The sequence below is a fragment of the Glutamicibacter sp. 363 genome (assembly GCF_052379505.1).
Taxonomy (GTDB): domain Bacteria; phylum Actinomycetota; class Actinomycetes; order Actinomycetales; family Micrococcaceae; genus Glutamicibacter.
The window spans coordinates 1-22,100 of the sequence record NZ_JBQSYR010000006.1 but is presented as its reverse complement, the minus strand read 5'-3'; the positions used below and the strand labels follow the sequence as shown (position 1 = coordinate 22,100).

The following is a 22,100-nucleotide window of genomic DNA, read 5'->3' as shown; positions in this document are numbered from 1 at the left end:
AACTAGATAGACTGTAGGGGACAAGAACAATAATCATTGCCAAGCTCAGCAAAGGGGCACTAAGCACTGCATGCAGGTTGAACAGAACAAGATGCCGGTCGAATCCGGCCCCGCGTCATTGACGATCACCTTCGACACTCCCGAACTCATGGTTGCCACGCTGGGTCCAAGCGATGAATTGTTGCGCATTCTGACCGGCGCCTACCCGCTGGTGCAGTTTCGCCCCAATGGCGCTTCCTTGACCCTGGTTGGCGAGCCCGTGCAGGTGCGCAAGGCTCAGCGTGTGACCGAAGAGGCCCGTGCACTTGCCAGCCGCGGCTCCCGGATGAGCGCAGACACCATTGAGCAGATCATCAAGATGCTCTCCGCCGGTGGTGCCGATGCGCCCACCGACGTCCTCGGGCTGAAGATTCTCTCCGGACGGGGACGCGCGATCCGGCCGAAAACGCTGAATCAGAAAAGCTATGTCGACGCCATCGAAGACAACACGGTGACCTTCGGCGTGGGTCCTGCCGGTACCGGCAAAACTTTCCTGGCCATGGCTATGGCCGTGGCAGCCTTGCAGGCGAAAGAAGTCAGCCGCATCATCTTGACTCGTCCCGCCGTAGAAGCCGGGGAGAAACTGGGCTTTTTGCCCGGAAGCCTCACGGAGAAAATCGATCCCTATCTGCGTCCGCTCTATGATGCGCTGCACGACATGATCGACCCGGAGACCATTCCACGGTTGCTGGAGGCAGGCACCATCGAGGTCGCTCCCTTGGCGTACATGCGCGGGCGCACCTTGAACGATGCCTTCGTGATTCTCGACGAAGCGCAGAACACCACCAGCGAACAAATGAAAATGTTCCTCACTCGTTTGGGCTTCGGCTCCAAGATGGTCATCACCGGCGATGTCACTCAGGTGGATCTGCCCGGTAACTCGGTCTCCGGGCTTCGCATGGTGATCGACGTGTTGGCGGGTATCGACGACATCGCCCTGTGCCGGCTGGATGCCGGCGACGTGGTGCGCCACCGCCTCATTGCAGATATCGTCACGGCGTACGATCGCTGGGACACCCAACAGCGCAAAGCACAATCCCGGGGACGGCACAAGTCATGAGCGTCGAAGTAAATAACGAAACAGACTACGAAGTGGATCTGCAGGACGTGCAGAAACTCGCTGACTCGATCACCCAGGCGATGTTCATTCACCCGGAAACGGAAGTTTCCGTCGTCTTCATCGACGAAGAGGCCATGAGCGAATTGCATGTGGAGTGGATGGACCTGGAAGGTCCCACCGATGTGATGAGCTTCCCGATGGACGAGTTGCGTCCGGGGTCGGAGAAGGCCCCGTCGGAAAGCGGCATCCTCGGGGATATCGTGATCTGCCCCACCGTCGCCGAGGCCCAGGCCAAGGCCGGTGGGCACCCGGTCCACGATGAGATCTTGCTGCTCACCACCCACGGCATGCTGCATTTGATGGGCTTCGACCACGATGAGCCTGCCGAAAAGGCCGAAATGTTCGGTCTGCAGCGCCGTCTGCTCGAGAGCTACACCGGGCGCCCGGCGCCGAAGGAAACGGTGGAATAGCCGGTGGGCATAGTCCTATTAGTCGTGGCGTTGGCCTTCATGGCCAGTGCCGCAATTCTCACCGCCGCCGATTCCGCCTTTTACGCCTTGTCCCGCAATGCGGCCGAACGGTTGCGGATCGAGTCGAATTCCAAAGCGATAAGCCATATCCTGGACGACAGCGAATCGCACGCCCAGGCGATCCGCTTCTGGCGTATCTGGTTCGAGACGGCCTCCGCGGTGGCCGTCGCGCTGCTGGTGGCCCGTTGGATTGATAATATCTGGATGGTCGGCTTGGTGGCGACTATGGTTATGGCGGCCCTCGGATTCGTCCTGGTCAGTGTCTCCCCGCGGCGCTATGGCCGCTCCAATGCGCGCAATGTCGTGCGCGCAACCGCACCGATGGTCCGGCTCTTGCGGGTGCTGCTCGGCCCGATCACCAACTGGCTGGCGAGCATCGGCACCGCGATGAGCCCGGGGCCCGGAAACGATGAAGACGGCTACCTCGGCAAGGAGCGCCTGCGCGACATAGTGGACCGTGCCAGCGAGGGAGAGGACCTGGACGAAGAGTCCGCGGAATTGATCTCCTCGGTGATGGATCTGGAGGAAACCAACGTCCGTGCGGTCATGGTGCCGCGCACAGACATGGTGGTGCTCACCGGCGAACATACGATCAACGGCGCGCTGGAACTGTTCATGGCTTCGGGCTATTCGAGGATCCCGCTGATCGGCGAAGACACCGATGACATCCAGGGCATCATCTACCTCAAGGATGTGATCTCCGAGATCCACGGCCTGCAGCAGGCCGAGCGCCTCGAGGATCTCTCCCGTCCGGTGCGTTTCGTCCCCGAGTCGAAAAACGCTGCAGAACTCCTGCAGGAACTGCAGCAAGAGGCAATTCACCTGGCGGTGGTCATCGACGAGTACGGTGGCACCGCGGGCCTGATCACCCTGGAGGACCTGCTCGAGGAGATCGTCGGCGAGATCGACGACGAGTATGACCGCTCGCGCACCGAGCTGATCGAAAACCCCGATGGCTCGCTCTTCGCAATGGCCTCGGTATCCATCGATGACGTCGCAGATCATTTTGATGTGTTCATCGATGATGAAGATGTAGACACCGTCGGTGGCCTGCTCTCCAAGGCGTTGGAATCCGTGCCCGTGCTCGGATCCACCGCCGATGTCTACGGTCTGCGCCTGACCGTGGTGGCCCTGGCCGGCCGCCGCAACCGCATCGGCAAAATCCATGTAGAGCGTCTGGAAACGGACGCATCCGATCATAAAGAGAACGACGAGGAATCCTCAGATGAGCGATAAAGACAAATTGCTGGCCACCAGCGGCTGGCCCGAGAACTACCGTTCGGGTTTCACCTCCTTCGTGGGGCGCCCGAATGCTGGCAAATCCACGCTGACCAACGCGCTGGTGGGCCAGAAGGTGGCCATCACCTCGGCCAAGCCGCAGACCACCCGGCACACCATCCGCGGGATCGTGCACCGTGATGACGCGCAGCTGATCCTGGTCGACACCCCGGGCCTGCACCGCCCGCGCACCCTCTTGGGGCAGCGGTTGAACGACCTCGTCGCGCAGACCCTTTCCGAGGTCGATGCGATCGGTTTCTGCTTGCCGGCCAATGAGAAGATCGGCCCCGGCGACCGTTTCATCGCCTCCCAGCTGGCCCAGCTGCAGCGCAAGCCGATTGTCGCCCTGGTGACCAAGGCCGATCTGGTGGACCGCGAACAGCTCGCCGCGCAATTGATGTCCGTCGCTGAACTGGGTGTGGAGAGCTTCGGCGAAGACGGCTTCGCAGCGATCATTCCGGTGTCCGCGGTGAAGGAATTCCAGGTCGAAGAGGTTGCCAACGTACTGGTCCAGCACCTGCCCAAGGGACCGCCGCTCTACCCGGATGGCGAGCTTACCGACGAGCCCGAGCTGAAGATGGTCGCCGAACTGATCCGTGAGGCCGCCTTGGAAGGCGTGCACGATGAGCTGCCGCATTCCCTGGCCGTGGTCGTCGAGGAGATGATCCCACGCGAGGGCCGCAGCGAAGGCAACCAGCTGGTGGACATCCACGTCTCGCTCTTCGTGGAACGCTCGAGCCAGAAGGCCATCATCATCGGCAAGGGCGGCTCACGCCTGCGCGAGGTGGGATCCAACGCCCGTCAGGGCATCGAGAAGCTGCTGGGCACCAAGGTCTTCTTGGACCTGCACGTGAAGGTTGCCAAGGACTGGCAGCGTGACCCGAAGCAGCTCGGCCGCTTGGGCTTCTAAGCTCAGCCCGGTAGATTACCCCACCCCCGGATCCCCTCTCCTCGAGAGGCGATCCGGGGGTTGGCTTTTAACCGGCCCCAGTGATCTGACCCTGCGGGATAGCGGGTTCGGCGCTCCGCGACACGAGTTGGATGCACTGGGTCGGCTTCATATTCCGTAGTTCTCGGCACGGCGCGAAAATGAACGGGGGAGGAAAGATTACTCGATGGTAATGTCCAGATAATAATTCGCGCAGCAATCGATAGGGAACGCATATGGACGGCACACAGCAGGAGCACACCCCCGCCGGAGTGAACATGAACAACTGGCGGCTTCCCAAGAACCTGCGCTGGTCCTTCCAACATATGGCCGACTTCCTGCCCACGGCACTGATATCCCGGGGCGAAGGAACGGTGGCGCCGCTTCCCGCGGCACACCGTGACTTGGACTCGGTGAGGCTGGCCCCGGCATTCCCTTCAGAAGCGCCGCTGAGCGTGGGCTCGGTGATGGCCGCCACCGAAACCGACGGGTGGATGTTCATGCACCGCGGCACGGTGCTGGCCGAGCAGTACTTCGGCCAGATGAAGGCCGACACCCCGCACCTGCTGATGTCCATGAGCAAGTCGCTGATCGGCGCGGTGGCCGGAGCGTTGATCGATTCCGGGGTGCTTGACTCCGACGCGCGCTTGACCGATTACCTGCCGGAGGTAGCCGAGAACGGCTATGCCGGGGCCAGGGTGCGCCAGTTGCTGGATATGCGTTCCGGCATCGATTTCTCCGAGAACTACCTGGACCCCAGCGCCGGGGTGCGGATGCTAGGACAGGCCATCGGATGGTCTGCGCTCAAGGCCCCGGGGCCCACCGGCATGTACCCGTACCTGAGAACCCTGGTGCGCAAGACCGCCCACGGCGGGGTCTTCGAGTACCGATCTTGCGAGACCGACATGCTCGGCTGGATCTGCGAGTCCGCGGCCAAGAAGCCCATGGCCACCTTGCTGAGCGAGCTGCTCTGGAGCAAACTCGGCGCCGAATCGGATGCCACCATCGGCGTCGACCAGTTCGGCACCGGAATATTCGACGGCGGGATCAACGCCACGATGCGCGATATGGCCCGTTTCGGCTCGCTCTTCCTGAACGACGGACTCGCGCCGAGCGGCGAACGGGTGCTCTCAAAAGAATGGATCGCCCAAACGCTGGCCGGCGCCCCGGACTCCCGCGACGCCTTTGCCGACGGCCCGGTGGACAACCTCATGCCCGGCGGGATGTACCGGAACCAGATGTGGTTCCCGTACCCCGGCAATGATGTGGTGCTCTGCCTGGGCATACACGGGCAGATGGTCTACATCAACCGGCCCGCCGAGGTGGTGGCGGTGAAGCTCTCCAGCTGGCCGACCCCGCAGGGACCTGCCAAGCTCTCCCGCACGCTGCGCGCCTTCGACGCTATCTCCGCGGCGCTATTGGTGGAGGCCAACACCGCACCACCTGCCTCGGCGGCACCAGCCGGCAACTAGCTGCCCGGGATACGGGATCCCAGGTTGGCCAGCGATTCGGCCGCGATGCCGCAGTGCAGCGCTCGTGCGCGGATCGGGCAATTGGCCGAAGGCTGCCTTCAGCCAAAGACGAGGGCACGGATTATGGCCAGCCCGCTGCCCTGAAACTGCACGTGCGCCCCGGAACCTAGTAGAAGAAAATCGGCAGCCAGTCACGGTTGTGCGCGTGCACCAGCGCGAGGAACAGTACGAAGTCGAAGATCAAATGCACCGAGACGACGTAGGTCAGCGACTTGGTCAGCTTGAAGGTATAGCCCTGCAGCAGGGCGAAGGGGAACGTGAGAAGCGGACCCCAAGCCTGGTAGCCGATCTCCCAGAGGAAGGAAGAGAAGATCACCGCCTGCAGGATATTGGCGAGCCAGTCGGGGAAGTGGCGTCGCAGCAGCGTGAAGGTGGTGCAGATGAAGAACAGCTCATCCCAGATGCCCACGGCGTTCACTCCGAGGAAGAGCCGCCAGAAGATGGTCGGATCCGAGGCGTCCGGCCAGTTCTGGAAGACCCCCGTGCTGATCAGGTACACCGGTAAAATGAGGAAGCCCAGCGCTACCACGCCGAGCAGATACAGTTTGGCGGCCAACGGCCATTTACGTCCGGTGTTCACCGGAAATTTGATGATCTGCTCGCGGTAGGCAAACCGTGAGACCAGCCAGGGCACCAGCACGGCCATGCCGAGCGCACCACCCATCTGGAGCATGTGCCCGATGCTCAAATCGGCATTGAGCGGAACGAAGCTGATGATCGCCAGCCCCGCCGCGATCAGTCCCAGGTGGCGGGCGAGCTGGCGATCGATAAATGCTGCCGTGAGCACGCTGAGCACGAGCGTAGTGTAGCCCGCCGGGTCATTGGCTACGGCGAAGAGCAGCACGCCGGAGAGCGAGAGCAGTACCGCCGGCAGCAATTTCCAGCTGAGCGCGGTGCGGGGCGGATCATCTAGGGTGAGCTTCACACCACCAGCATGCCACCTCCGCCCGCGGCGCAAAAGGGTTCAGTGCAGCAGCGTGCCGAGCGAGGCGACGAAGCCGCCGAGCAGAAAAGCGCCGACGCCGATGGCCAGCGGCCGGTTGTCCATGCCCGCGCCTCCGCCCAGTGCCTGGTGGGTTACCGCGTGCCCCTTGCCGCGGCGCAGCTGGGCCCGGTTCACCGGCCAGGCGACGAAGAAGGCGACGGTCAGGGCGAGGGCCATGGCAACCCAGAAAACGGGGTTGAGGACCCCGGAGTCCATGGCTCCGGGAATGAGCAGCATGACGAGGTTATCCACGATCTCCATCGTCACGATGGACAGGGTGTCGGCGGCGAGGACCAGGCCCAGGGCGGCGGACAGGGCGATGCCGCCGCGCACCAGCGGGATGGCCGACAGTGCGTAGCCGAAGAGGAAGGCCAACGAGATGGACAGCGCCACCGTCGGCAGGTTTGCCCATCCGGCCGCGGTGCCCACCAGCAGCCCGATGATTTCCCCGATGGCGCAACCGGTCAGGCAGTGCAGCGTTGCGCCCACCGCCATCGACGACATGTCATGCCCGGCGCCGTGCCCGGCGTGCTCACCGTTCGTATCGTGTTCCATGGATCTCCTTCCGGGTGCTTTCAGGAATCGGCTAGCCTTCCGCGGTTGTTCAGCATCATACCGCCGGCACCGTGGCCGGCTACGTGCCCACGCTATGTGGCGATGCGCTTGAGGATCTGCTTGGCCACCAGCCGGTCTGCTACGGGCAGATGGGTTGCCCGAACGATCCAACGGCGCACCAGCAGCTGCAGCTTGTTCTTCGGCAGGAAGGTATTCGCCGCACGCCGCCCCGAGGCCTGCGCGGTGGCGATGACCGGACGCATGGCCCGTTCATAGCCGGCCAGCGCGTTCGGCAGCCGCGCCGGTTCGGTGACTGCGGCCAAGGCCTCGCCGAGGGCTGCGGCGCCGGCAATGGCCATGGAGCCGCCCTGACCGGCAAGCAGCGATACCGCGGCCGCCGCATCTCCGAGCAGCACCACCGGACCGCGGTGCCAGCCGGGCATGACCACCTGCGCTACGGCATCGTCGTAGGGATGCTCCGGGCATAGCCGAAGAAGCCGATCCACCCGTCCATCAACTCCGGCGAAGGCCTTGCGCAGCCGCTGCCGGGGATCGCTGGGCGTCGCGTCTTCCGGTTGGCGATACACCAGGAAGGCGGCAACCTCGGTGGAACGCAGCCCGTAGATCCCGGCGGTGCGGTTGACCGTATCGCTGAGCACCAAACGGTTCTTGAACTCCCGATTCAGCTGTGGCTCTTCAACGATGAAGGCCGCCGCCCGCATCCCCAAGGGCCGCAGGTAGTCTTCTTCGGGTCCGAAGACCGCGGCCCGGACCATTGAATGGATCCCGTCGGCACCTACCAGGAGCTCCCCGGATTCCGGATGCTCTTGGCCTGCAAGCTGCACCTGTACCCGAGCATCCGTCGTTTCGATCCGCTCAACCCACGCGCCGTAGCGGATGCTCACTCGGCCCGGGGCAACATCCTGCAAGGCCTTGCGCGCCGCACCTTCCATATCCGGGCGCAAGAGCGTAAGCACTCGCCCGCCTGCCAGGTCCGAGAACTTCTGGTAATCCAGGCTTGCGGTGCGCCGGCCCTTCGCGTCAACGTATTCGGCGGCCTGCACCCGGTAGGCAACCTCAGTCAGATAGGGGTAGAGCCCAATGCGTTCGGCGGCGCGCAGGCCGGGGCCGAAGAAGTCCATCAGGTAGCCCTCGGGGCGCGGCTCCTTAGAGCGTTCAAGCACCAGCACCTGCCAGCCGGCCAACCCGAGCTGGCGCGCCGCCACAAGCCCGGCAATTCCCGCTCCGATGATGATCGCCTTCATCCGTAGCCCTTCCCTCAGCTCCACCGCCCGGGCCCGCGTGCAACCGGGCCTGAAATCCCATTGTTCGCACGTTTGCCCCGAGCTGTCCATGGCCATCGAGCCGATCCCGAAGATCGCTTCCACCGGCCGATGTCCACTATTTGACACAATTGAGTAGCAAATCCCGTCGCAGTTCAAAGCGGTGTTATGCTCAAAAAGTGCATTTCGAGCTTCTACTTCTAATCTGCCGCTGCGAGGATCCAAGAGACCGTTAGTGGTCTATTCGGCCGACCTTCTCGCCGCGGAGTAGCTCTTGTCTGGCCCCACACAACTAAGCACCAACATTGTCTAGGGGATACACCGAAATGCAGAACATGCAAAAATCTTCGAACATGCCAATCCACAAGTATGTTCCCTTCCAGGACCAGATCGAAGTCAACCTGCCCGATCGCACCTGGCCAGATAAGTACATCACCACCGCCCCGCGCTGGTGCGCGGTTGACCTGCGTGATGGAAACCAGGCACTGATCGACCCGATGAGCCCCGAGCGCAAGCACAAGATGTTCGACCTGCTGGTGGAAATGGGCTTCAAGGAAATCGAGGTGGGCTTCCCTTCCGCCTCGCAGACCGACTTCGACTTCGTCCGCCAGCTCATCGAGCGCGGCATCCCGGATGACGTGACCATCCAGGTGCTCACGCAGTCCCGCGAGCACCTGATCGAGCGCACCTATGAGGCGCTGGAAGGCGCCAAGCAGGCCATCGTCCACCTGTACAACTCCACCTCGGTGCTGCAGCGCGAAGTCGTCTTCCGCCAGGACGAGGACGGCATCGTGGACATCGCGGTGCAGGGCGCGCGGATGTGCAAGAAGTACGAAGAACAGCTGACCGGCACCAAGATCACCTACGAGTACTCGCCAGAGTCCTACACCGGCACCGAGCTGGCCTTCGCCAAGCGCATTTCCGAGGCCGTGGCCGAGGTGCTGGAGGCGACTCCGGAAAACAAGATGATCTTGAACCTGCCTGCCACCGTCGAAATGGCCACCCCCAACGTCTATGCGGACTCCATCGAGTGGATGCACCGCAACCTGGCCAACCGCGATTCGATCATCCTCTCGCTGCACCCGCACAACGACCGCGGCACCGGAGTCGCGGCCGCGGAGCTGGGCTACCTGGCCGGCGCGGACCGCATCGAAGGCTGCCTGTTCGGCAATGGCGAACGCACCGGCAACGTCGACCTGGTGACCTTGGGCATGAACATGTTCGGCCAGGGCATCGACCCGCAGATCGACTTCTCGGACATGGACCACATCCGCCGCACCGTCGAGTACTGCAACCAGCTGCCAGTGGCAGAACGCAGCCCGTACGGCGGCGACCTGGTCTTCACCGCCTTCTCCGGATCGCACCAGGACGCCATCAAGAAGGGCCTGGAAGCCATGGAGGTCAAGGCCTCGGCTGCCGGCAAGGAACTGAACGATATGGTTTGGGCGGTTCCGTACCTGCCGATCGATCCGAAGGACATCGGCCGCTCCTACGAAGCGGTGATCCGCGTGAATTCGCAGTCCGGCAAGGGCGGAGTGGCCTACCTGCTGAAGAACGACTACAACTTGGATCTGCCACGCCGTGCGCAGATCGAGTTCTCCGGGGTTATCCAGAAGAAGACCGAAACCGAAGGCGGCGAGGTTTCCTCGTCCACCATCTGGAACGTCTTCCAGGATGAGTACCTGCCGGTCAGCGAGGACTCCGGGCTGAATGCCTGGGGCTACTACGAGATCGCCTCGGCGACCGCGGCCTCCGCCGAAGACGGCAGCTTCCAGCTGGACGTCAAGCTGATCGTCGACGGCGTCGCCCACGAGCGCAGCGCCCAGGGCAACGGTCCGCTGTCGGCCTTGGTGAAGCTGCTTAACGATGACGGAGTGGACCTGCGCGTGCTGGACTACAGCGAACACGCCATGAGCGAAGGCGGCAACGCCCGCGCCGCGGCATTCGTCGAATGCGCCGTGGGAGATCGCATCCTCTGGGGGATCGGTTTGGACACCAACACCAACATCGCCGCGCTGAAGGCGGTCATTTCGGCAGTCAACCGGGCAATCCGCGACGCCGCCTAACCGCTGGAAGATGCTGAACGCCACGGGGCACAACTTCGGTTGCGCCCCGTGGCGTTTTTAGTCCTGCGCGGTTGAGGTGGGAGAATTGGGGATGTGTCACGTTCCGGATTCGCCTCGCGCAGCTACCGCACCCGCGGTCTGGTGTTGCGCACCCATAAACTTGGCGAAGCGGACCGCATCATTACGCTGATCACCCCCACGGGCTTGGTCCGCGCCGTCGCCAAAGGCGTACGGCGCACCTCTTCGCGCCTCGGCGCCACGCTCGAGCCGTTTATGGAGGTTGATGCGCTGATCGTGATGGGACGAAATCTCGACGTCGTCTCCCAGGCACAGCTGCGCACCCCCTACGGCCAGCAGCTGGTCACCGACTATGCGAGCTACACGGTAGCCACCGCCATGGTTGAAATTGCCGAGAAGCTGCTTGAAGCAGATGCCGATTCGACCAATAAGCAGTATCTGTTATTGCATGGTGCGATCGCGTTGCTCTCCAAGCATCGGGTTGATGACGGAGCCGTGCTGGATTCCTATATTCTTCGCGCTCTGTCCATTGCCGGCTGGGCCCCCTCGTTCACCGATTGCGTGCGCTGCGGTGCAGCGGGGCCGCATGAGGCACTGAATGTGCACCTGGGCGGGGTGGTTTGCCCCGCCTGCCGGCCAGCGGGATCGCTCGCCCCGCATCCGATCACCATCGGGTACCTGCAAGCCCTGCTGACCGGCGACTGGGACACGGTCGCCCAGGGGGGACCTCGAGCGAAAAAGCAGGCAGCGGATATCGTTGCCAGTTACCTGCAATGGCACCTGGAACGTGCCGTGAAGTCATTAAGACACGTGGAGAGAACATGAGCAAGCTTCGCCCCATCACCGGCCGTCCAGGTCCGGTCGCCCCATACCCGCACCCGGATAACCCGGTGATGCCAAGCATTCCGGCGGCGCTGATCCCCGAGCATATCGCGATCGTCATGGACGGCAACGGGCGCTGGGCGAACCAGCGCGGCCTGCCGCGTACCGAAGGGCACCGGGCCGGGGAGGCCGCGTTGCTCGATGTCATGGCCGGCGCCGTGCAGCTGGGCATCAAGCACGTCTCCGTCTACGCGTTCTCCACGGAAAACTGGAAACGCAGCCCGGAAGAGGTGCGCTTCCTCATGGGGTTCTCCCGCGATGTGCTGCGCCGCCAGCGCGATACCTTGAATTCTTGGGGTGTGCGGATCCGCTGGTCCGGGCGTGAACCGCGCCTGTGGAAATCGGTGGTCAACGAGCTTCGTGCGGCCGAGGAGCTAACCGAAGGTAATCTCGGTTGCCAGCTGACCATGTGCGTGAACTACGGCGGCCGCGCCGAGATTGGCGATGCGCTGTCCGCGATTGCCAAGGACGTCGCAGCCGGGAAGCTGAAGGCCTCGGCGGTGGGGGAGAAAACTCTCGGCAAATACCTCTACGCCCCAGAGCTTCCGGACGTAGATCTTTTCCTGCGTACCAGCGGCGAGCAGCGCACCAGCAACTTCCTGTTGTGGCAGTCGGCCTACGCGGAAATGGTCTTCCTCGATCAGCTTTGGCCAGATGTGGACCGCAGGACGTTATTCACCGCCGTCGAGCAATTTGCGCAACGCGATCGACGTTACGGCGGGGCAGTGGATAAGCCGAAGAATTAGCGCGGCCGGTCGAGGAGCCGAAGCCACAGCGCCAGATCGCGGTAGGCGGCGGCCCTGGCAGGCTCTGCCGAGGTGAAGACGTCATGCATGGCCCCGTGGATTTGCGCGAGCGTCACGAAACTTCCCAACTTCAAGGCACGCAATCGGATCTGGTGTATGTCAATCACCGAGTCGGTGCTCTGCATTGCCGGCGAATAGCTGGTGCTGAAATGCGAAGCGTCAGAACTGATCACAAATATAGGTTGCGTCAGGTTCAGTCCCTTGGCGACGGTGGCGTGTCCGTCGAGAATGGTTTTCATCCAAGCGGTAGTCGGCTGGAATGCCAGCCGCGGCCGCCATAGCCGATGGATGTCCCATTCCCCGACGCCTTGATCGCTCAAAGAATTCCAATAGTGGTCAAATTCCGGCAGTGCCAATTTACGCCGGCCATTGGTGCGGCCGATCGCTTCGAGAATTCCATGCATCGGAACGCGCAAAAATGCGGTGCCTTGAAATTCGAGCCACGGCGCATTGAGCACCAGGGCCTGGATGCGCGGGCCGGTGCGTGCCACCCACAGGCTAAGGATCAGCCCGCCTTGCGAGTGCCCCTGCCCGATGATCGGCAGGTCGGGATGGGCCGTGCCGAGCAGGTCCATGGCGGCTTCTAGTTCCTGGTCATATACCGCGAGGTCATCGACGAAGCCTGGAATTTCGTGTTCGGCCCGAAGACTGCGCCCGTAGCGCCGCAGATCCAAAGCGTAGAAATGGTATCCACGCTGATGCCAGAATTCGGCAAGTTCGCGGTTGAAGAAGTAGTCGCTCCACCCGTGGACGCTGAGCACCACCCCGTTGAACTTTCTCGGTAGGCGGTTGCGCCAACCGGCGGGCTTGTAGCGCACGAGCGTGCCCACTGCCGGCCCCTCGGAATCGGTACCGAAGTCCAAGGTCGTATATTCGAAGCCCTCGCCTAGCGGATCTGCCACCCATTGCCCTGGGTTGGTCGTGGTGGTGAAGTCCGGCCACTGCCCGCTAGGTAAATTCGATGAGACCTTCATATGTTGAAGCATACCGACCGCAAGTTGTCTGAATCGGGAACTTCACGAGAAACTAGTAACCATGCGCATTTATCCCCTGGTCTTCAAGCATGTTTTCACCAAGATGGATCCTGAAAAGGCCCATTACTTCGCCTTTGACGCCATCAAGCTCATGCAACGTGTGGGATTGACCAAGGCAGCCCGAAAGTTTTTTGCCCCCGATCCGAAACTCCAGCGAACCGTGATGGGGATAGATTTTCCATCACCATTCGGCCTGGCAGCCGGGTTTGATAAGGGGGCCACCGGTATTTTGGCGCTGAGCGACATCGGTTTCGGCCATGTCGAAATCGGTACCGTGACCGGTCAGGCCCAGCCGGGCAACCCCTTGCCACGGCTTTTCCGTCTTGTTGATGACCGTGCGGTGATCAACCGCATGGGCTTCAACAATGAAGGAGCCGAGGTCGTCGCCGCCCGCGTCGCCACCGCACGTCAGCGGCTCAAGTCCGACTATGCCGGCACCCGCCCGGTCATCGGAGTGAACATTGGCAAGACCAAGTTGGTCGAACTTGACGATGCGGTGGGCGATTACCTGCAGTCCACGCGTCAGCTGGCCAACCATGCGGATTATTTGGTGGTCAATGTTTCCAGCCCGAACACTCCGGGCCTGCGCCTGTTGCAAAGCGTTGAGTCGCTGCGACCGCTGCTCAGCGAAGTCGGGCAGTTGGCCGATCAGGTCTCCGGCCGCCACATCCCGCTATTGGTGAAGATCGCACCGGATTTGAGCGATGAAGATCTCGTCGATGTCGCGACGTTGGCTACCGAGCTAGGCCTGGACGGGATTATCGCCACCAATACGACGATTGGACGCGAAGACTTGTCCAGCGATGCCGCCAAGGTCGAAGAAATCGGCGCCGGTGGTTTGTCCGGTGCTCCGTTGAAAGAACGCTCGCTGGAAGTGCTTCGCCAGCTACGTGAATTGGTCCCCTCGAAGATGGCCATCATTTCCGTCGGCGGCGTGGAGAACGCCGCCGACGTCGAGACACGGCTCGCTGCGGGCGCCGATCTCGTTCAGGGGTACACCGCGTTCCTCTATGAGGGTCCGTTCTGGGCACGCGCCATCAACAAGGAACTAGCTAGCCGCCGGTAATCTGCTGTCGAAGGATCGGTCTGAAGCTCCCGAAATACCGTTTCGGGAGCTTCGCTGTCTCTGGGTGCCATTTCCCGCATGAAAAACCGCCCAACGCTGGGGGAGAAGCTGGCCAGCCCAATGCGGCCGTGCTCATCGGCACCATCTGTTACCAAATCCAAACCTTGTGGATACTCGCAAAGGGCTGGTAAACCCGTTTACAAGGGCAAATGTGATGCAGCAGTGGTGGCACAGGCTTTCGACTTTTATAACCTTGTAAAGCGATTCACAAGATTTCTATTTTGTGAAAGGCCTCGCTTTATGCGGGGCTGAACGACATAAAAGAAGGGCGGATTCCATAAGGAATCCGCCCTAAGAAGATTTGGACAATGAAACTAGTCGATGTCGGCGCCGCGCTTAATCTGCGGCTTCGGCAGGCGCAGCTTGCGGAACTGCATGCCGCGCATCGCCGCGTACATGCGGATTCCACGATCCATGGAGCCGAATTTAGCGACCAAGCGGCGCTTGAGCAGCACCGTAGTGACGATCAATTCGATGATCACCAGGGCGATGACAACCCACAGGGCACCCTGCACGTACATCTGTACCGAGAGGTTCTGATTGAACGTCAACGACAAGATCAGGAATGCGAAGATTACGAACATCATGAATTCGCTGAACATCCAGCGCGAGTCGATGAAGTTACGGGCATAGCGCTTCTGCGGACCCTTGTCGCGAGGCATCAGGTAGCGTTCGTCACCGGTCTCATTAGCGATGCGCAAGCGGTTCTGGGCTTCGATGCGTCGTTGACGATCGGCTTCCTTGGCTGCCTTGCGATCGGTAGGCACTAGTGGGCGCTGGCGGCTGGCTTGCTGCGCGCTGCGCTTAGGGGTCGGGCCAGTCTTGCGGCCGTCAGTTGATTCGGGAGCCAGTGCAGTCGGCTCCTCATTTGCGGGGGATTGAGAGTCATCTTTTTTACGTCCAAACACGCCCCTATCCTACCGGGTTGTTTGCGGCACAGTGACATTAGCAACCTAGGTCATTGCTAGGCTGAAGTCATGACAAATAATTCTTCAGTCGTCGCCTCGAACCATGGCGTCGATGTCACTGCCCTGAAAAGTCATATCGAGAAGAACTTTGAGAAGATCCTCAAAGAGCTCGGTTCGCTGGTAGCCATCCCTGGCGTCGCTTGGGAATCCTTCGATCCGGCCAATCTGGAAGAAAGCGCTCAGGCCGTGGCCGCGCTGGCGCGTGACGCTGGCATGGAGAGCGTTGAGATTCTGCGCGAGCCAGCCGCGGATGGCGTCATGGGCGCACCGGCGGTGGTGGCTCGCCGCATGGCCCAGCCTGGCAAGCCAACCGTCCTGCTCTACGCGCATCACGATGTGCAGCCTCCTGGCAACGAAGAAGACTGGAACACTCCGGCCTTTGAAGCCACGAAGGTGGGGGAGCGGCTCTATGGCCGCGGTGCCGCGGACGATAAAGCGGGCATCATGGTGCACATTGCTTCCCTGCGCGCGGTGCTGGATTCCGTGGCGGATTTTGGTGTCGGCGTCACTTACTTCTTCGAGGGTGAAGAAGAGGCTGGTTCGCCGTCCTTCAGGAACTTCCTGGAGGCGCATCAGGACAAGCTCGCCGCCGACGTTATCGTAGTGGCCGACTCCTCTAACTGGGCCGTGGGAACTCCCGCCCTGACCAGCTCGCTGCGCGGCATGGCGGCCGCGGAAATCACCGTGCGCTCGCTGGGGCACGCAGTTCACTCGGGCATGTTTGGCGGCCCGGTGCTCGACGCACCGGTTCTTGCAGCGAAACTCATTGCGTCATTCCATGATGAAAATGGTTCGGTTGCCGTGCCCGGGTTGGTGGCGAACGATATCGCCGAGGTTGACTTCGATGAGTCCGAGTTCCGCCGCGACAGCTCGGTGCTTGAATCCGTTCAACTGGCAGGCACGGGCAAGATCACGGACCGCTTGTGGAATAAACCAGCGCTCAGTGTCATTGGAATGGATATGCCTAGTGTTGATCGCTCGTCCAATACCCTGATCCCGCAAACGCGCTTCAAGGTATCGATGCGTTTGGCTCCAGGGCAGGAACCAAGCCAGGCCTTGGCCTCGCTGGAAGCTCATGTGAACTCCGTGGACCTGCGTGGTGCCGAGGTGCAGTTTGTGGCTACCGAAGCAGGTAGCGCCTATCAGGCGGATCTTGAAGCTTCGGCTAATGGCACCGCACGCTGGGCCCTGGAGCAGTCGTGGGGAGTTGAGCCGGTCAGCATGGGCCTGGGTGGATCGATTCCGTTCATTGCAGATCTGCTCGACGTATTCCCGCAGGCCCAGATCCTGGTGACCGGCGTGGAAGACCCCGACTCGCGGGCGCACTCGGCTAATGAGTCGCTTCACATTGGGGACTTCCAGAAGGCGATTGTCGCAGAAGCCTTGCTGTTGGCGCGGATTAATTCCGAAGGCCTGTGAACCGCGTCATACAAGGAGAAGTTCTGAGAGCATTTTCAGCGACCGCGACGTAGTATTGAATCAAGAAAAGGCGCCATATAACCTGAAGATATTCGGGCCGACGGTGTCACACCAAGCAGTATGGGAGGAAAATCATGACTGCAGCAGTTGACCAGACCAAGGGTGACTCAACCGAGCTACCAACCCACGAGGTAGAAATTTCCGACGTGGCTGCGCAGAAGGTGCGTTCACTTCTGGAGCAGGAAGGCCGTGACGACCTTCGTTTGCGTATCGCCGTTCAGCCTGGCGGCTGCTCGGGCCTGATTTACCAGCTCTACTTTGACGAGCGCATGCTCGAGGGTGACGCGCTGCGTGACTTCGACGGCGTAGAGGTCATCGTCGACAAGATGAGCGTGCCGTATCTCTCCGGCGCTTCGATCGATTTCGAAGACACAATTTCAAAGCAGGGCTTCACCATTGATAACCCTGCAGCCTCCGGCTCCTGTGCCTGTGGAGATTCCTTCCACTAGGCCTTAGGGAACTAACGCCGCCGTTCAAACGTTGAAGAAATTTCTCGTTAGAACGGCGGCGTTTTTCGGTATTCTGGGGTCGAAGAGGGTAAGCTCTACATTAAGTAGTAAAACTATGTTTCCCTTCGTGAGCCACCTCACCGTGCAACTCGTTTAGCCGCGAGGTGACTTATGAAGACCACATTCTGCACCAACAAAGAGGAAGGGCCGTCTGTGAGTTCGCAACACCGAACCGGCAGTCTCGGATCCGCCAAGGCAAAAGTTATTGCCTTGGTTGGCGCCGGCGCATTGCTGCTGACGGGATGTACAGCGGAGGCTAAACGCGGTTGGCTCCCAAATGTGGAGCGCGATACCACGAACCACACTGGAGCAATCCAGGATCTATGGGTTCACTCTTGGATCGCCGTGATCATTATCGGAATTCTGACCTGGGGTCTGATGCTTTGGTGCGTCGTGGCTTACCGTCGCCGTAAGACCGATACTGGTTACCCACGTCAGCTGAGCTACAACCTGCCATTGGAGATCTTCTACACGGCCATTCCTTTGGTCCTTGTTTTGGTCTTCTTTAGCTTCAATAACACTGTTGAGAAGTCAATCAACGCACCTGTGGATTCCGAGGTCGTCGTAGACGTCCGCGCGAAGCAGTGGTCGTGGGACTTCAACTACAGCTACCAGGGCCAGGAGAAGTACTTCGCTGGCGAACAGGCTCACCTGAACAAGGACGGCTCGGCTGGCGTGAAGGAATCACTGCCTACCTTGTACCTGCCTGCAGGTAAGTCGGTAACGCTCGAGCTTAACAGCCGCGATGTTATCCACTCGTTCTGGGTTCCAGCATTCCTTCAGAAGCTGGACATGATTCCAGGCAAGACCAACTACATCTACCTGACCCCGCAGGTTGAGGGTAACTTCGATGGCAAGTGCGCCGAGCTTTGCGGCGAGTACCACTCGGAGATGCTCTTCAACGTTGCGGTCGTTAGCGACGCAGAGTTCAAGGCTGAACTTGCCAAGCTGGAAGATGGCCACATTGGTGAGGAATACGACCGTCAGCCTAACAAGGTCAACTCCATCGTTGTGGAGCACGGTCACGCAGAGGAAGGAGAGTAATCGCTATGACTACGTTTGAGTATGCTACCGACGACGTCAAGTCGATTGCCCCATCCGTCGTGCCGAAGTCAAAGGGTCGACTCTTTGTCGACTACATTACTTCGACCGACCACAAGAAGATCGGGTACATGTACCTGATCACCTCGTTCATCATGTTCTGCATCGGTGGCGTCATGGCGCTGCTGATTCGTGCGGAACTGTTCGAGCCAGGTATGCAGATCCTGCAGACCAAGGAACAGTACAACCAGCTGTTCACCATGCACGGCACCGTCATGCTTCTGATGTTCGCAACCCCGCTCTTCGCAGGTTTTGCCAACGTGATGATGCCACTGCAGATCGGTTCCCCGGATGTGGCCTTCCCACGTCTGAACGCATTGGCCTTCTGGTTCTTCTCCTTGGGCTCGACTATCGCCCTGGCTGGCTACCTCACCCCTCAGGGTGCCGCTAGCTTCGGTTGGTTCGCTTACGCACCATTGTCGAACACCACCTTCTCGCCAGGCATCGGTGGAGACCTTTGGGTCTTCGGCCTTGCACTGTCGGGCTTCGGTACCATCCTTGGCGCCGTCAACTTCATCACCACCATCATCTGCTTGCGTGCTCCTGGCATGACCATGTGGCGCATGTCGATCTTCGCGTGGAATACCTTGATCACCTCGATCTTGGTCCTGATGGCCTTCCCACCGCTGGCAGCTGCGCTGTTCGCCTTGGGTGCAGATCGCCGCTTCGGGGCACATATCTTCGACCCGGATAATGGTGGCGCCGTTCTCTGGCAGCACCTGTTCTGGTTCTTCGGTCACCCAGAGGTCTACATTATTGCGTTGCCGTTCTTCGGTATCGTTTCGGAGATCTTCCCGGTCTTCAGCCGTAAGCCGATCTTCGGCTACAAGGGTCTGGTTTTCGCGACCATCTCCATTGCAGCTCTGTCGGTCTCCGTTTGGGCTCACCACATGTACGTGACCGGTTCCGTGATGCTGCCGTTCTTCGGCTTCATGACGATGCTGATCGCGGTGCCGACCGGCGTGAAGTTCTTCAACTGGATCGGCACGCTGTGGCGAGGTTCGATTACCTTCGAAACTCCAATGCTGTGGAGCATCGGCTTCCTGATCACCTTCTTGTTCGGTGGCTTGACCGGTATCATCCTTTCCGCTCCATCGCTTGACTTCCACGTTTCGGATACCTACTTCGTCGTGGCACACTTCCACTACGTGGTCTTCGGTACCGTGGTGTTCGCAATGTTCGCCGGCTTCTACTTCTGGTGGCCAAAGTGGACCGGCAAGATGCTCAACGAGCGCCTTGGCAAGATCCACTTCTGGCTGCTGTTCATCGGCTTCCACGGCACCTTCCTCATCCAGCACTGGCTGGGCGTTATGGGTATGCCACGTCGTTACGCTGACTACATGCCAGAAGATGGCTTCACCGCCATGAACCAGGTTTCGACCGTGTTCGCCTTCATCCTGGGCATGTCGATGATTCCGTTCTTCTGGAACGTGTGGGTCACTCACCGAAATGGCAAGAAGGTTGAAGTTGACGATCCATGGGGCTTCGGCGCATCGCTGGAGTGGGCAACCTCTTGCCCTCCACCACGTCACAACTTCCACTCGATCCCACGAATCCGCTCCGAGCGCCCAGCGCTGGATCTGCACCACCCAGAACTGAGTGGTCGTTCCACTCCTACTGCTGGTGCCGCAAAGATCTTCGGACCGGCTGACCAGAAGGACTTGTAAAGATGAAAGTTGAATCCTGGCTTTTCCTGGGTGGAATCTTCTTCTTCACCCCAGTGGCAGTTGTCTATGGCTACATGACCAATTGGAACGAATGGGTAGGCCTGCTGGCTCTGCTCATGCTCACCGGTTTGTCGGCCATGGTCGGCGGTTACCTGTTCTTCACCGCCAAGCGTGTTGGTGCTCGTCCAGAGGACCGCATTGATGGCGAAATCCACGAGAACGCCGGAGACCTCGGTCTGTTCTCGCCATGGAGCTGGTGGCCACTGGTACTTGCCGGTGCCGCAGCAATTGGCTTCCTCGGCTTGGCCGTTGGATGGTGGGTCTTCTACATTGGAGCAGGCCTATCGGTAGTCGCACTTGTTGGCTGGGTTTACGAATACAGCCGCGGCGATCACGCCCACTAAGTAGTTCTCTTAACGGGGTGACAAGTTTTTACTTGTCACCCCGTTAGTATTTTAAGCAGCACCGCCTTGTCAAAGGAGATCCTCGTGCGTTACTCGCCGACGCCAGCCGTTACCGCCACACTCGATGCACAGAGCAAGACGAGCAAGTATCGCCAGATCCGTGACATTCTGAAGACGCATGCCCGGGAGGCCTGCAAGCCAGGTTATAAGCTTCCACCCGAGCGTGAGCTGGCCGCTCACTTTGGCGTGGCGCGAAAGACCATCCGCCAGGCAATTGATGCCTTGGTCGATGAGCAGGTACTCAAACGCGTGGTCGGCATCGGCACCTTCGTGGTCCCGGAAAAAATGGATCTCCGCGTACGGCTGCACTCGTACTCCGAAGATATGATGCGCCGCGGCATGGTGCCCGACGCACGCGTGCTGGAGTTCGACGAACTCAAGGCCTCGGCCTACCTCAGCGCGCAGCTCATGGTTGACGAGGGCACGGCGGTGATCCGCTTCAAGCGTCTGCTGCTTGCGGACGGCACCCCCATGAGCCTGGATGAGAACTACATGCCCGCGGACCTGGTGCCAGGCTTCACCGACGGACCGCCGCCATCCAAGCTCTATCAGGCGCTCCACGAGCGCTACGGGATCTTGCTGGAGTGGGGCGAAGACCAGGTTGAAAGCACCGCCGCAAGCAGCGCGCAAGCGCTACTGCTCGGTGTTGAACCTGGCTTCCCACTTCTGCAGATCACCCGATATGCCTACATTGGCGAGCGGCTTGCCGACTATTCGGTCTCGCTGTATCGCTCAGACCGGTACAAGCTCTTTGTGCCGCTGCAACGGCTCGGAACGCGCACACCTCGCTATACGGAGAATTTCTAGGCTTAGAATCGCGTACAGCGGCTCTGGCGAGTGTTCCACCATTGCCTAATTGCTTCCGACCGCCCTCAGCGCCGTAGCTCTCCTGCGCTGACTACCGAATCAAAAATCATGCATTCGCTCCTGCTTTATTGTTCTGCGAGATTGGGGTCTGAGGAAGATCGGTACGGAAATTCACGCTAAAGAGTCTGAGGCCTGTTGAATGGGTTCCATGGCGGTCGATTTTCTAAGTGATGAGCAGGCAGCAGGGTTCGGCGGATTCCCCGACGAGGTATCGGCGGAGGACCTGGAACGTTTCTGTTGGTTGGACGATGCAGACCTGTCGGTAGTTGGTCGCCGTCGGGGAATGCACAATCGCCTGGGATTTGCTGTCCAACTGATCACGGTGCGGGTGGCAGGACGGTTCCTGACGGATCCATTGGCTGTTCCGTGGCCGGTGGTGGAATTCCTGGCCGGGCAGTTGGATATTGCGGATGCTTCCGTGCTCAAGCTGTATGCGCAGCGGGGACAGACCGGGTATGAGCATGCCGCGGAAATTTCCATCGTGTACGGGTATGCGGATTTCTCCGATTCGGCCAGCCACGCGGAGCTGAGGCTGTTCCTGGAGGCCCGGGCCTGGACGTCGTCGGAGGGACCGGTGCGTCTGTTTGAACGGACGGTGCTCTGGCTGCGTGAACGCAAGGTCCTTCTCCCCGGCGTCTCTACGTTGACACGACTGGTTATAGAGGTCCGTGCCGGAGCAAATGACCGCCTCCATTCCATGCTGGTTGACGCGGCCGGCCCCGCCTTGATCCTGGAATTGGAACGCCTGCTTCGCGTTGGGGAGGGATCACGGCTGACCGCGTGGGAAAGATTGCGGACCGGGCCCTCGAGGGTATCGGTGCCAGAGTTGTTGCGGCAGTTGGAGCGGCTGGGTCGCTTGCGGGCACTGGGTGCCGGGTCCATCGATGTGGAGATGATCCCCGAGGGTCGGATGAATGCCCTAG

At 60.6% G+C, this 22,100-nt stretch carries 21 protein-coding genes; 16 read left to right on the top strand and 5 right to left on the bottom strand.

What is annotated here, in order from left to right; genetic code table 11:
• Nucleotides 1-70 precede the first annotated feature (70 nt).
• The 5 genes from ACT3UA_RS04935 (at nucleotide 71) to ACT3UA_RS04915 (ending at nucleotide 5,307) form a co-directional block, all read left to right on the top strand.
• Nucleotides 71-1,099, top strand: coding sequence for a PhoH family protein (locus tag ACT3UA_RS04935; RefSeq protein WP_096284722.1), 1,029 nt, complete (start codon nucleotides 71-73; stop codon nucleotides 1,097-1,099).
• A complete protein-coding gene (ybeY, locus tag ACT3UA_RS04930) occupies nucleotides 1,096-1,569 on the top strand; it encodes an rRNA maturation RNase YbeY (RefSeq protein ID WP_096284720.1) in 474 nt (157 codons plus the stop codon). The genes ACT3UA_RS04935 and ybeY overlap by 4 nt, the downstream gene beginning before the upstream one ends.
• Nucleotides 1,570-1,572: 3 nt before the next feature.
• Nucleotides 1,573-2,865: a hemolysin family protein gene (locus ACT3UA_RS04925; RefSeq protein WP_096284718.1), complete on the top strand. Its 1,293-nt coding sequence runs from the start codon at nucleotides 1,573-1,575 to the stop codon at nucleotides 2,863-2,865.
• Nucleotides 2,855-3,817: a GTPase Era gene (gene era, locus ACT3UA_RS04920; protein ID WP_096284716.1), complete on the top strand. Its 963-nt coding sequence runs from the start codon at nucleotides 2,855-2,857 to the stop codon at nucleotides 3,815-3,817. The genes ACT3UA_RS04925 and era overlap by 11 nt, the downstream gene beginning before the upstream one ends.
• 254 nt (nucleotides 3,818-4,071) lie before the next feature.
• Nucleotides 4,072-5,307: a serine hydrolase domain-containing protein gene (locus tag ACT3UA_RS04915; protein ID WP_096284714.1), complete on the top strand. Its 1,236-nt coding sequence runs from the start codon at nucleotides 4,072-4,074 to the stop codon at nucleotides 5,305-5,307.
• 166 nt (nucleotides 5,308-5,473) lie between these two features.
• On the opposite strand, the gene ACT3UA_RS04910 is transcribed toward ACT3UA_RS04915, so the two are convergent.
• The 3 genes from ACT3UA_RS04910 to ACT3UA_RS04900 form a co-directional block, all read right to left on the bottom strand.
• Nucleotides 5,474-6,292, bottom strand: coding sequence for a type II CAAX endopeptidase family protein (locus tag ACT3UA_RS04910; RefSeq protein ID WP_096284712.1), 819 nt, complete (start codon nucleotides 6,290-6,292; stop codon nucleotides 5,474-5,476).
• Between the two features lie 39 nt (nucleotides 6,293-6,331).
• Nucleotides 6,332-6,907: a DUF4396 domain-containing protein gene (locus tag ACT3UA_RS04905; protein ID WP_444615653.1), complete on the bottom strand. Its 576-nt coding sequence runs from the start codon at nucleotides 6,905-6,907 to the stop codon at nucleotides 6,332-6,334.
• A 92-nt stretch (nucleotides 6,908-6,999) separates the two neighbouring features.
• Nucleotides 7,000-8,172, bottom strand: coding sequence for an FAD-dependent oxidoreductase (locus ACT3UA_RS04900; RefSeq protein ID WP_096284710.1), 1,173 nt, complete (start codon nucleotides 8,170-8,172; stop codon nucleotides 7,000-7,002).
• Nucleotides 8,173-8,516: 344 nt separating this feature from the next.
• Between ACT3UA_RS04900 and leuA the strand changes: the two genes are divergently transcribed.
• The 3 genes from leuA to ACT3UA_RS04885 all read left to right on the top strand — a co-directional run bounded on the left by leuA (nucleotide 8,517) and on the right by ACT3UA_RS04885 (nucleotide 11,902).
• On the top strand, nucleotides 8,517-10,256 hold the full coding sequence (gene leuA / locus ACT3UA_RS04895; RefSeq protein ID WP_096284708.1) for a 2-isopropylmalate synthase: 1,740 nt from the start codon (nucleotides 8,517-8,519) through the stop codon (nucleotides 10,254-10,256).
• Nucleotides 10,257-10,349: 93 nt separating this feature from the next.
• On the top strand, nucleotides 10,350-11,099 hold the full coding sequence (recO, locus tag ACT3UA_RS04890) for a DNA repair protein RecO (protein WP_096284706.1): 750 nt from the start codon (nucleotides 10,350-10,352) through the stop codon (nucleotides 11,097-11,099).
• Nucleotides 11,096-11,902 carry an isoprenyl transferase gene (locus tag ACT3UA_RS04885; RefSeq protein WP_096284704.1) on the top strand — a complete coding sequence of 269 codons (807 nt, stop codon included), beginning with the start codon at nucleotides 11,096-11,098 and terminating at the stop codon, nucleotides 11,900-11,902. Before recO ends, ACT3UA_RS04885 begins: the two co-directional genes overlap by 4 nt.
• On the opposite strand, the gene ACT3UA_RS04880 is transcribed toward ACT3UA_RS04885, so the two are convergent.
• Nucleotides 11,899-12,936 carry an alpha/beta hydrolase gene (locus ACT3UA_RS04880; protein ID WP_176484118.1) on the bottom strand — a complete coding sequence of 346 codons (1,038 nt, stop codon included), beginning with the start codon at nucleotides 12,934-12,936 and terminating at the stop codon, nucleotides 11,899-11,901. The two genes, ACT3UA_RS04885 and ACT3UA_RS04880, sit on opposite strands and share 4 nt — an antisense overlap.
• 61 nt (nucleotides 12,937-12,997) lie before the next feature.
• Between ACT3UA_RS04880 and ACT3UA_RS04875 the strand changes: the two genes are divergently transcribed.
• The gene (locus ACT3UA_RS04875) at nucleotides 12,998-14,062 is read left to right on the top strand and encodes a quinone-dependent dihydroorotate dehydrogenase (RefSeq protein ID WP_096284700.1); all 1,065 of its coding nucleotides are present in this window, start codon (nucleotides 12,998-13,000) and stop codon (nucleotides 14,060-14,062) included.
• A 374-nt stretch (nucleotides 14,063-14,436) separates the two neighbouring features.
• Here ACT3UA_RS04875 and ACT3UA_RS04870 read toward each other — a convergent pair whose 3' ends face one another.
• Nucleotides 14,437-15,030: a DUF3043 domain-containing protein gene (locus ACT3UA_RS04870; RefSeq protein WP_096284698.1), complete on the bottom strand. Its 594-nt coding sequence runs from the start codon at nucleotides 15,028-15,030 to the stop codon at nucleotides 14,437-14,439.
• 69 nt (nucleotides 15,031-15,099) lie between these two features.
• Between ACT3UA_RS04870 and ACT3UA_RS04865 the strand changes: the two genes are divergently transcribed.
• From ACT3UA_RS04865 to ACT3UA_RS04835, 7 genes are all read left to right on the top strand, one after another.
• Nucleotides 15,100-16,509 (top strand): dipeptidase, encoded by a 1,410-nt coding sequence (locus tag ACT3UA_RS04865; protein WP_096284696.1) that lies wholly within the window; start codon nucleotides 15,100-15,102, stop codon nucleotides 16,507-16,509.
• A gap of 134 nt (nucleotides 16,510-16,643) precedes the next feature.
• Complete coding sequence (locus tag ACT3UA_RS04860; RefSeq protein WP_096284694.1) at nucleotides 16,644-17,018, top strand: HesB/IscA family protein; 375 nt, start codon at nucleotides 16,644-16,646, stop codon at nucleotides 17,016-17,018.
• Between the two features lie 213 nt (nucleotides 17,019-17,231).
• A complete protein-coding gene (ctaC, locus tag ACT3UA_RS04855) occupies nucleotides 17,232-18,122 on the top strand; it encodes an aa3-type cytochrome oxidase subunit II (RefSeq protein WP_096284692.1) in 891 nt (296 codons plus the stop codon).
• Between the two features lie 5 nt (nucleotides 18,123-18,127).
• On the top strand, nucleotides 18,128-19,846 hold the full coding sequence (ctaD, locus tag ACT3UA_RS04850; protein WP_096284690.1) for an aa3-type cytochrome oxidase subunit I: 1,719 nt from the start codon (nucleotides 18,128-18,130) through the stop codon (nucleotides 19,844-19,846).
• 2 nt (nucleotides 19,847-19,848) lie between these two features.
• Nucleotides 19,849-20,250, top strand: a complete 402-nt coding sequence (locus ACT3UA_RS04845) for a cytochrome c oxidase subunit 4 (protein WP_096284688.1) — start codon at nucleotides 19,849-19,851, stop codon at nucleotides 20,248-20,250.
• Nucleotides 20,251-20,334: 84 nt separating this feature from the next.
• Entirely contained in the window at nucleotides 20,335-21,117 is a 783-nt protein-coding gene (locus ACT3UA_RS04840; protein WP_096284686.1) for a GntR family transcriptional regulator, read from the top strand.
• 208 nt (nucleotides 21,118-21,325) lie between these two features.
• Nucleotides 21,326-22,100, top strand: a 775-nt coding sequence (locus tag ACT3UA_RS04835) for a DUF4158 domain-containing protein (RefSeq protein WP_444615652.1), incomplete at its 3' end; no start/stop codon positions are given.

Excerpts from the sequence above, each read along its gene's own strand:
- ACT3UA_RS04860 (WP_096284694.1), top strand. The coding sequence starts at position 16,644 with ATGACTGCAGCAGTTGACCAGACCAAGGGTGACTCAACCGAGCTACCA.
- leuA (WP_096284708.1), top strand. The coding sequence starts at position 8,517 with ATGCAGAACATGCAAAAATCTTCGAACATGCCAATCCACAAGTATGTT.
- ACT3UA_RS04865 (WP_096284696.1), top strand. The coding sequence starts at position 15,100 with ATGACAAATAATTCTTCAGTCGTCGCCTCGAACCATGGCGTCGATGTC.
- ctaD (WP_096284690.1), top strand. The coding sequence starts at position 18,128 with ATGACTACGTTTGAGTATGCTACCGACGACGTCAAGTCGATTGCCCCA.
- ACT3UA_RS04885 (WP_096284704.1), top strand. The coding sequence starts at position 11,096 with ATGAGCAAGCTTCGCCCCATCACCGGCCGTCCAGGTCCGGTCGCCCCA.
- ACT3UA_RS04935 (WP_096284722.1), top strand. The coding sequence starts at position 71 with ATGCAGGTTGAACAGAACAAGATGCCGGTCGAATCCGGCCCCGCGTCA.
- ACT3UA_RS04875 (WP_096284700.1), top strand. The coding sequence starts at position 12,998 with ATGCGCATTTATCCCCTGGTCTTCAAGCATGTTTTCACCAAGATGGAT.
- ybeY (WP_096284720.1), top strand. The coding sequence starts at position 1,096 with ATGAGCGTCGAAGTAAATAACGAAACAGACTACGAAGTGGATCTGCAG.
- ACT3UA_RS04845 (WP_096284688.1), top strand. The coding sequence starts at position 19,849 with ATGAAAGTTGAATCCTGGCTTTTCCTGGGTGGAATCTTCTTCTTCACC.
- ACT3UA_RS04900 (WP_096284710.1), bottom strand. The coding sequence starts at position 8,172 with ATGAAGGCGATCATCATCGGAGCGGGAATTGCCGGGCTTGTGGCGGCG.
- ACT3UA_RS04905 (WP_444615653.1), bottom strand. The coding sequence starts at position 6,907 with ATGGAACACGATACGAACGGTGAGCACGCCGGGCACGGCGCCGGGCAT.
- ACT3UA_RS04880 (WP_176484118.1), bottom strand. The coding sequence starts at position 12,936 with ATGAAGGTCTCATCGAATTTACCTAGCGGGCAGTGGCCGGACTTCACC.
- ACT3UA_RS04915 (WP_096284714.1), top strand. The coding sequence starts at position 4,072 with ATGGACGGCACACAGCAGGAGCACACCCCCGCCGGAGTGAACATGAAC.
- era (WP_096284716.1), top strand. The coding sequence starts at position 2,855 with ATGAGCGATAAAGACAAATTGCTGGCCACCAGCGGCTGGCCCGAGAAC.